The organism is Stenotrophomonas sp. 278, from assembly GCF_003935715.1.
Taxonomy (GTDB): domain Bacteria; phylum Pseudomonadota; class Gammaproteobacteria; order Xanthomonadales; family Xanthomonadaceae; genus Stenotrophomonas; species Stenotrophomonas maltophilia_AH.
The window spans coordinates 1-9,208 of record NZ_RHPP01000150.1; the positions used below are offsets into that span (position 1 = coordinate 1).

The 9,208-nt window shown below is 65.1% G+C and carries 4 protein-coding genes; 2 read left to right on the forward strand and 2 right to left on the reverse strand.

Features of this window, described 5'->3' with window-relative positions; genetic code table 11:
- Positions 1 to 288: 288 nt before the first annotated feature.
- Entirely contained in the window at positions 289 to 1,464 is a 1,176-nt protein-coding gene (locus EGJ34_RS18485) for a thiolase family protein (RefSeq protein WP_125361927.1), read from the reverse strand.
- A gap of 167 nt (positions 1,465 to 1,631) precedes the next feature.
- Here EGJ34_RS18485 and EGJ34_RS18490 point away from each other — a divergent pair, with 167 nt between their 5' ends.
- Together EGJ34_RS18490 and EGJ34_RS18495 are read left to right on the forward strand one after the other, a co-directional pair.
- Entirely contained in the window at positions 1,632 to 4,508 is a 2,877-nt protein-coding gene (locus EGJ34_RS18490; protein ID WP_125361928.1) for an autotransporter serine protease, read from the forward strand.
- Between the two features lie 223 nt (positions 4,509 to 4,731).
- On the forward strand, positions 4,732 to 7,605 hold the full coding sequence (locus EGJ34_RS18495) for an autotransporter serine protease (RefSeq protein WP_125361929.1): 2,874 nt from the start codon (positions 4,732 to 4,734) through the stop codon (positions 7,603 to 7,605).
- Positions 7,606 to 7,706: 101 nt separating this feature from the next.
- On the opposite strand, the gene EGJ34_RS18500 is transcribed toward EGJ34_RS18495, so the two are convergent.
- Positions 7,707 to 8,804 (reverse strand): Glu/Leu/Phe/Val dehydrogenase dimerization domain-containing protein, encoded by a 1,098-nt coding sequence (locus EGJ34_RS18500; protein WP_125361930.1) that lies wholly within the window; start codon positions 8,802 to 8,804, stop codon positions 7,707 to 7,709.
- Positions 8,805 to 9,208: the final 404 nt, after the last annotated feature.

A 9,208-nucleotide genomic window follows, 5' to 3' on the forward strand; every position in this document is an offset into this window, starting at 1 on the left:
TCGGCGGTCTGGGCGCCAGCAGCAGCGGCCTGGTCGGCAGCGACCTGGGCGTCGGCAGCAGCGGCGTCAGCCGAAGCGGCGGCGTCAGCAGCCTGTTCCTGCTTCGAGCAGGCGGTCAGAGCCAGGCCCAGGGCCATCGCGATCAGCAGCTTGTTGATGCTCATTAGTGTGAATCCTCGTCGTTAGATTAGGCAACGCGCTATTGCGCGCCCGGCAACATGATGACAAGCCACGATTGGCTGTCAAGCGATCGCGCATTCATTTTTGCGAAATGCGAGTTAAGTCCAATTAAATCAATTCGATAGCGATGGCGGTCGCTTCGCCGCCGCCGATGCACAAGGTGGCAATTCCGCGCTTTGCATCACGCTTGCGCAAGGCATTGACCAACGTCACCACCAGTCGGGCACCGGATGCACCGATGGGATGACCCAGTGCGCAGGCACCACCATTCACGTTGACCTTGTCGTGTGAAATGCCCAGTTCGCGGATCGGAGCCATGGCCACTACGGCGAAAGCTTCGTTGATTTCAAACAGGTCCACCTGGTCCAGTTTCCAGCCAGCCTTCTCCAGCACCTTGTGGATGGCACCGATCGGAGCAGTGGTGAACCATTCCGGTTCCTGCGAATGGGTGGCATGGGCCACGATGCGGGCCAGCGGCTGCAGCCCGCGTGCAGCGGCGTCCTCTTCAGCCAGCAGCACGACCGCGGCAGCGCCGTCGGAAATGCTGGAGGAGCTGGCCGCCGTCACCGTGCCATCTTTCTTGAAGGCCGGGCGCAGGGTCGGGATCTTGGCGATGTCGGAGCGGCCCGGCTGCTCGTCCTGGGCGTACTCGACCTCGCCCTTGCGGCCCGCGACCTTCACGGCGACGATTTCGTCGGCAAACGCGCCCTCTGCCTGGGCGGCCTGGGCACGGCGCACCGACTCGATGGCGTACGCATCCTGGTCTTCACGGCTGACCTGGAACTTGTCCACCGCGTACTCGGCGAACACCCCCATCGGATTGCCGTCATACGCGTTGGTCAGGCCGTCGAAGGCCATGTGGTCAACCGCCTGGAAGTTGCCGTAGCGGTTGCCGGTGCGCGAGTTGGGCAGCAGGTGCGGCGCGTTGGACATCGATTCCATGCCCCCGGCCACCACGATGCTGGCCGAGCCGGTCTTGATCAGGTCGTGGCCGAGCATGATCGCCTTCATCCCCGAACCGCAGACCTTGTTCAGGGTGGTCGCGCCGGTGGACAGCGGCAGGCCCGCCGCGATGGCGGCCTGGCGGGCCGGGGCCTGGCCGAGGTTGGCCGGCAGCACGCAGCCCATGATCACTTCGGACACGTCTGCGGCCGGAACGCCGGATTGTTCCAGCGCGGCCTGGATGGCGGTCGCGCCCAGGGTGGGCGCGGGCACGCCATTGAACTGGCCGAGGAAGGAGCCGATGGCGGTGCGTTTGGCTGCAGCGATGACAATGTTGGACATGGCAATCTCGTTGATGCGTTGGCGTTTTGGCAATCGGGCCATTGGAACTGGCCCCGATTCCCGTCAGACTGCGGGGGAGGCCCAGTATAGGGGGTCGAGGTTTACCACCGGTGTCTGCGGGGTAGGCGCGGCACCGGACGGTCATATCAACGTCTGGGGGAACAGGGATGAAGCAGTTCGCAAGCGGTAGGACCGCGCTGGCCGGGGCACTGGCAATCGCGTTGAGTGCATGCAGTGGTGGCAGTGGTGGCGAGAACGTCCGGATCGATGGCGGCGGTGGCGGCGCGCCCGTTGTCACGCCCGGCCCAGCGCCGACACCGCCCCCGGTAACGCCCGGTCCAGGCACGTTGCCGGAGCCGGCCATCGACGCGCATCTGGCCCTGATCAATGCCAATGATCGCCAAGGGCTGACCGGCACGGGCGTGCGCATCGGCATTGTCGACTCCGGTGTCAATCGCGCACATCCCACCCTGAACGGGCGGGTGGTCGCCAGCTACAGCTACGTCGATCCGGCGGCCAACAACCTGGGCAAGGACGATGTGGTCGGCCATGGCACCACGGTGGCGTCGCTGGCAGCGGGCCAGGCGGTTGGCAATTGGCCGGGCGGTGTGGCACCGGGGGCGCAGATTGTCTCGGCGCGCATCATTGCCGACAAAACCCCGGACGATGACGGCTCCGGTGAAGGCAATGAGGTCGACGGTGCCCTGGGGCTGGCGTCGGTGCACCAGGACCTGATCGACAACGGCGTGAAGATCATGAACAACTCGTGGGGCGGTCTGTACTGGACCGACCCTTCGGCAACCGCGTCCATTGCCAACGAGTACCGCTCCTTCATCACTGCCAACAACGGGCTGGTGGTGTTCGCCACCGGTAATGAAAGCAAGGCGGATCCTTCGGACATGGCCGCGCTGCCCAGTCAGCCGGGCCCGAACGGGACGAAGCCGGCAGCCGATCTGGAGCGGGGCTGGCTGGCGGTGACGGCGGTCAACTCCAACAAGCCCGACACGCTGTCTTCGTACGCCAATTCGTGCGGTGTGGCCGCCAACTACTGTCTGGCCGCGCCGGGCGAAGCGGTGTTCATTGACCCGCAGAGCACCGGCAGCACGTCTTCGCTCTACTACGGCGGCGGCACCTCGTATGCGGCACCGCTGGTATCAGGTGCGGCGGCACTGGTGTGGGAAAAGTATCCGTACTTCACCAATGACCTGGTGCGCCAGACCCTGCTCGGCACGGCCACCGATCTCGGCGATCCGGGTGTCGACAGCACCTTCGGTCATGGTCTGCTCAACGTAGCCGCCGCCATCAACGGGCCGGGTCGTTTCGATTGGGGCACGGTCACCGTGGACGTGCCGAACCTGCCCACCGCCAATGTCTGGAGCAACGACATCAGCGGTGCCGGCGGGCTTGTCAAACGCGGCCCCGGCCGGCTGGTGCTGACCGGCACCAACACCTACGCTGGCGAGACACGTGTGTCGAACGGCTGGCTGGGTCTGAGTGGTCAGGGCTCGATCGAGGGGACTGTGTACGTTGGCATGGATTGGGAACCTGGTGTGCAACGGGCCGTGCTGACCTTTGGTTCGGGCACGCCGCAGGTGAATGGCTCAGTGCTCAACAACTTTGGCGTGCAGGTGCTTGCACCCAATTCAAACCCGGTCATAAACGGCGACTATTATCAGACCTCCGACGCGTATCTTTCCGTCGCCCTTGGCGGCGCGGCGCTGCATGTCACCGGAACCGCCGATTTTTACGGTTATCTGGATGTACTCAACTACATCAGCGGCTATGTTCCGAGCGGCTCGCTGGAAGTACAGACGGTACTCACCGCCGATGGCGGCATCATCAACAACAGTCGCTTCCGCTCCATCCGCCAGGGTGGGTACGTGACGCTGGTCAACCCGTTCCTCAATTACGACACCAACAACGTCTACCTCGGCTTTGATCGCGCAACGGTGAGCACCACTGCCACCCTTGCCGGACTGGGACAGGTGGCCATTGCCTCGGCCAACCGTGTGGAAGCGGCCTTCGTTCAGCTCGACCAGGGCGTGGCCGAAATCACGCCTGGGTTCTCCGACGGAGCCGGCCAGCTGCAGCGGGTGCAGGGGGCCTCGGCGCTGGAAGCCAGCCTGGAGAGCCTCTCCGGTAAGGCCCATGGCCTGGCGACCGCGATGACCTTCGACAACCTCGACATGAACCGTCGCGCGCTGTCTTCGCGTTTTGACGTCGTTTCTGCTGCGCCCCGCCTGCGCGGCGCGTGGCACAGTGCGCTGGGCGAGCCGGGGCAGGGCAGTTTTGCCGGCAATGGCTTCCAGACCCAGGGCTGGATGATGGGGCAGGACGCGCCCATCAGCAGCAACGGCGTGCTGGGCGTTGCCTTCGGTGAAACCCGCAGCAGCAGCGGCAGGGCCTGGAGCGGTGACAGCGGTCGCGACCGTCAGTCGCAGGCACAACTTTATGCAGGCTGGAACAGCGGCGGTGCCTATGCGCTGGGCCAGTTCGGCGCTGGCCAGTTCACCCGCGAGATCGACCGTCAGCTGCTGCTCGGTGCCGGCATGTACGGAGTGAATACCCGCTACAGCGGCAACTTCAGCAATGCCAGCGTGGAATCAGGCTACCGCTTCGGCAACCACCGGGCATCGCTGACGCCATATCTCGGCGCGGACTACGCACGGGTCGACAGCAACGCGTTCAGCGAATCGGGCGGATTCGGCTTTGGCCTGCGCAGCGAAGGGAGCAGCAGCCAGCGCAGCCAGGCCCTGGCGGGACTGCGCGCTCAGGCACAACGCGGCAGCTGGTCCTTCGGGGGCTATGCCGAGTGGCAGCAGATTCTGTCCAGCGACGGACTCGGCTTCGATGCCAGCTTTGTCGGCGTGGACGCCTGGGCACCGCTGGCCGGATTGCAGCCGACCCGTTCGGGCGGGCTGTTCGGGGTGTCGGTGTCGTCGTGGCTGAGCCGCCAGTCGCAGCTGTCGTTCGGCTACGACCAGCGCTTCGGTCCGCGCGGCGATCTGCGTCAGGTGGGGCTGCGGTATTCGGCTGCATTCTGAGCTTTCATCAGGGCGATTCACGGAAGGGCGCGAAGCGATTCGCGCCCTTTTTCGTTCATCTTTCACGTAAAACCAGCCGTTATGCGACGGGCGACATTGGATGGCGGCGCGATTCGGGGCACACTGCGCGCCTGATCCGCAAACCGGATTGGCAATCTGTCGCGGGTGTCCGTCGGGGATGACGGCACATAGAGCGTGACGTTCATATTCGTGGGGAGCAAGGATGAAACACGTAGTGATTCGCAGGGCGGTTCTGGTCAGCGCGCTGGCCGTGGCATTGAGCGCATGTGGTGGTGGCGGTGGTGGTGACAACGTCCGCGTGAACACGCCGCCTCCGCCCACGACGCCACCGACTACGCCCACACCTGCGCCGACACCGACGCGCCCGGCCGAACCGGCCATTGATGCCCACCTGACCATCACCCAGGCAACTGCAGCCAAAGCCGCCGGTCTGACCGGTGCAGGCTTGCGCATCGGCATCGTGGACTCGGGCGTGATGCGCAATCACCCGACCCTGGCAGGTCGGGTGAAGGCCAACTACGCGTATGTGGATCCCCGCGCCAACAATCTCAACATCGACGACGTGGCCGGTCACGGCACGTCCGTGGCCGAGCTGGCGGCCGGCAGCTCCGTCGGTGCGTGGCCGGGTGGCATCGCACCGGGGGCGGACATCGTTTCGGCACGCATCATTGCCGACAAGCCGCCAGCCGATGACGGCAGTGGCAACGGCAATCAAGTCAGTGGTGCACTGGGACTGGCTCCGCTCCATCAGGATCTGATCGCCGAAGGCGTGAAGATCATGAACAACTCCTGGGGCGGCCTGTACTGGACCAACCCGTCGGCAACCGCCGCCATCGCGCAGGAATATCGTCCGTTCATTGTCAGTCACGGTGGTCTGGTGGTGTTTGCCACCGGCAACGAATCCAAGCCCAATCCGTCCAGCATGGCTGCGCTGCCCAGCCAGGCCGGTCCGGGCGGCAGCCGCCCGGCGGCGGATCTCGAGCGCGGTTGGCTCAGCGTCACCGCCGTGGATTCCACTGATCCCGGCAAATTGGCGTCCTATGCCAACGCCTGCGGCGTGGCCGCCAATTACTGCCTGGCCGCACCGGGTGCGGCCGTGTTCGTCGATCCGGACTACACAGGTGCGTCTGGTACCACGCCGAGCTACCAGTGGAACTACGGCACCTCGTTCGCCGCGCCGCTGGTGTCCGGTGCTGCTGCGCTGGTCTGGCAGAAGTACCCGTATTTCAGCAACGACCTGGTGCGGCAGACCCTGCTGGGCACGGCGACCGACCTCGGTCCGGCTGGCGTGGACAGCACGTTTGGTTACGGCCTGCTCAACATCGCCAAGGCCATCAACGGCCCGGCGAAGTTCGACTGGGGCGATGTGACGGTCGCACCGCCCCCGACGCAGGAGGTGAGTGTCTGGAGCAACAACATCTCCGGCAAGGGCGGTTTGATCAAGCAGGGTGACGGCATCCTGCGGTTGGCGGGCACCACGACCTATACCGGCGGTACCCGGGTCGAGCGGGGAACGCTGTCGTTGTTCAATGGCGCGACAATTCACTCGGATATCCAGGTTGCCACGAATACGGCCCTTCCAGGGCAGGCCAGCGCGGTGCTGCAGTTCCGGCCAGGCACGACCCGTGTCATTGGCAATGTCGACAACGCAAGCAGTGTCGTGTTGCGTGAGGCTGGAATCAACGCGGTAATTGAAGGCAACTACATCCACCGGGCAAATGCCAATTTTGGCACTGCATTGGGAGCTACGGCGCTGCAGGTGACCGGGACGGTCACTCTGGAGGGCGGAATCGTAAATGTTTATTCGGTGGTTGAAGGCTACGTGCCACAAGACGGCCAGCAGCAGGTGTTGATCACAGCCGGACAGAAGCTGGTCGGATCGTTCAACACGCTCCAGTACTCAACCAGCACGTTCTCTTTGCTGGATGGGACGCTGGGATATGACGCCAACCGTGCCTGGTTGAACGTCAATCGAGTCAACGTGCGCACGGCGGCAAGTTCCGCCGGCGTTGATGCGGTTGCTGCAGGGGCCGCCATGCGCGTGGAAGAGGCGTTTGTCCATCTGGATACCGGCACGGCAACTGCGACGGGCTTCGCCAGCGGCGCAGCGCAGCTGCAGCAGGTACAGGGTGCCAGCGCGCTCCAGGCCAGTCTGGAAAGCCTGTCCGGGCAGGCCCATTCGCTGGCTTCGGCGATGACCTTCGACAGCATCGACATGAGCCGCCGCGCGCTGTCCTCGCGCTTCGACGACGTGCGCACCGCGCCGCGTCTGCAGGGTGCCTGGCAGAGCCAGCTCGGGGACGTCGGCCAGGGCAGCTTTGCTGGCAGCGCCGGTGATACCCGTGGCTGGATGATCGGTCAGGATGCCGCCCTGGGCAGCAACGGCGTGATGGGCTTCGCCTTCGGCGAAACCCGAAATCACAGCAGCCGCAGCTGGGGCGGTGATCGTGGCAACGACCGCCAGTCGCAGGCGCAGCTGTATGCAGGGTGGCGGCTGGGGCAGGGCGGCTATGCGCTGGCCCAGCTGGGTGCCGGCCAGTACACGCGTGAAATCGACCGGCAGTTGCTGCTGGGAGCCAATGCATACGGCGTCAGCACGCGCTATGGCGGTCAGTTCAGTACCGCCAGTGTCGAGTCGGGCTATCGCTTCCAGGCCGGAAGCGTGGCGCTGACCCCGTATATGGGGGCCGACTACGCCCGGGTCAGCACGGATGGCTTCAGCGAGCAGGGCGGCCTGGGCTTTGGCCTGCGTACGCACGACAACGTTGCCACGCGCAGTCAGGCCCTGGCAGGCATGCGGGCTGAGCAGCGGTGGCGCGGCTGGTCGCTGCGCGGGTATGCCGAATGGCAGCAGTTGCTGTCCAGCGACGGCCTGCAGACCCAGGCCAGCTTCATGGCACTGGACAGCTTCTCGCCCATGGCCGCGCTGGAGCCCACCCGGTCGGGCGGTCTGTTCGGCGTGTCAGTGCAGTCGTGGTTGGGCCGCAACAGCCAGCTGTCGCTGGGCTACGACCAGCGCTTCGGGGCACGGGGCGACCTGAGCCAGGTCGCGCTGCGCTTCGCCACCGCGTTCTGACCCGCCAACGCCCACACGGAACGCAGAGGTAGAGCCGGGCTTGCCCGGCTTGCCTGGTCGCACGCACGTCAGACAAGCCGGGCAAGCCCGGCTCTACGTCATCAGCTGCCGCGCAGCGTCCCCAGGCGCGGCGTTGCGCGGCCCAGTGGCATCTTCAGCTTGCCGATCGACAGAATCCGCGCCTCGGCGATCCGGTCGGCGGCACGCTGCGGGGCAATGCCTTCGCTCGCGGAAAGCGCGAAGATCCGTCCCAGGTTGTGATAGATGCTGCGGATCAGGCGCATCGCACGTTCACGGTTGTAACCGTCGATTTCCAGCGACACATTCATCACGCCACCGGCATTGACCGCGTAGTCCGGGGCATACAGGATGCCGCGCGCATGAAGTTCATCGCCGATTTCCAGGCTCGACAGCTGGTTGTTGGCGGTGCCGCACACAATCCTGCACTTCAACCGCGACAAGGTGTCCGGATTGATCGCGCCTTCCAGCGCGCACGGGGCGAACACGTCGGCGTTGACGTCATAGATGTCGTCCGGTTTGACGGCTTCCGCGCCGTACTCGGTCACCGCACGGTCGACCAGCGTGCTGTCCAGATCGGTGACAAACAGCTTGGCCCCGCGGTCGCGCAGCAGCTTCACGAATTCCATGCCGATATGCCCCAGCCCCTGCACGGCAATGCTGGTCTTGCCCACTTCCTCATGGCCCAGCTTGTGCTGCAGGCAGGCCATCAACGCCTGCAGCGCACCGTAGGCGGTGAACGGAGCGGGGTCGCCTGAGCCTCCGTGAACCTGGTGGACGCCGGTGACGTACTCGCTCTCCAGATAGATGTTCTCCATGTCGTTCACGTCGGTGCCGACATCTTCGGCGGTGATGTAACGTCCGCCCAGCGAATCCACATAACGGCCAAAGGCGCGGAACAGCACCTCGGTCTTGTCCTGGCGCGGGTCGCCGATGATCACCGCTTTGCCTCCGCCCACATTCAAGCCGGCCAGGGCGTTCTTGTAGGTCATGGTGCGGCTGAGCCGGAGCGCGTCGTGCAGCGCCTCGTCGGTGCTGGCATAGGGTCGCATGCGCACGCCGCCCAGGGCCGGGCCCAGGGTGGTGTTGTGGATGGCGATGATCGCCCTCAGGCCGGCGTCGCGGCTGTGGCAGAACACCACTTGTTCGTGACCGGCGGTTTCGAGGGTTTCAAATAACATGGCAGCTCCGATGGGGCGAACGGCGGCCAACACCGTCGAACGTACCAGCAAAAGGAAGGGCGTAAAACAAAAAAAGCGACATCGTCGGTAGGCAGTGACGGGTCGCGCGGTCGCATTCTAGAGCATTCCGGCGGACGGCGCCGTCACGCGGCAGGGGATCGGACCAACTGCATAAATGTGACGCAGTTCTAAAGTTGCGGCCGGCCGCGCCGATGCCGTGGCAACGGTGCGTGGGCACCGGCAGGGGCTGGGTGAACGAAGTGCAGGTAATGCTGTGGAATGACGGATGTGACGCAGACGTGTGCCGGGGGCGGACGTGCTGACCCTGGTGGCGGGGCTGGCAGCCGCAGGGGCGGCGTTGGCGGTGGGCAGCTGGCTCCATCTGCGCCGAACGGCTCCTGCGG